The 325-nt window shown below is 45.8% G+C and carries 1 protein-coding gene; it reads left to right on the top strand.

From position 1 onward, the window contains the following. A partial coding sequence (locus tag CWB66_RS21945) for a prephenate dehydratase domain-containing protein (RefSeq protein ID WP_289508527.1) occupies positions 1 to 325 on the top strand: 325 nt, incomplete at both ends.

The raw sequence follows: 325 nt of genomic DNA, 5'->3' as shown, positions 1-325 counted from the left end.
GCAACCCTTTGCCCAGTGTAGCCGCTTTTTACAGGGCCTTGGCGAACTTCAGCATGAAACCTGCGATTCAACATCAAGTGCATTAAAATCAGCTCTTGAAACACCGAACAGCGCAGCAATCGGCTCTGCGCAAGCAGGGAAAAATGTAGGCCTTGAAGTGATCAAGGCGAATCTTGCCAATCAAAAAGAAAATCACAGTCGCTTCATTGTGTTTGCCCGAAAACCACTGCAAGTATCAACTCAAATCCCGACTAAAACTAGCTTAATTATGTCAACCAAGCAGCAGGCCGGTTCGCTTGCCGATGCGTTAATGATTTTTAAACAG

Source organism: Pseudoalteromonas sp. S558 (genome assembly GCF_005886635.1).
Classification (GTDB): Bacteria; Pseudomonadota; Gammaproteobacteria; order Enterobacterales; family Alteromonadaceae; genus Pseudoalteromonas; species Pseudoalteromonas aliena.
Note: the sequence above shows the minus strand (reverse complement) of the source record. Positions and strands in the feature narration are given on the sequence as shown.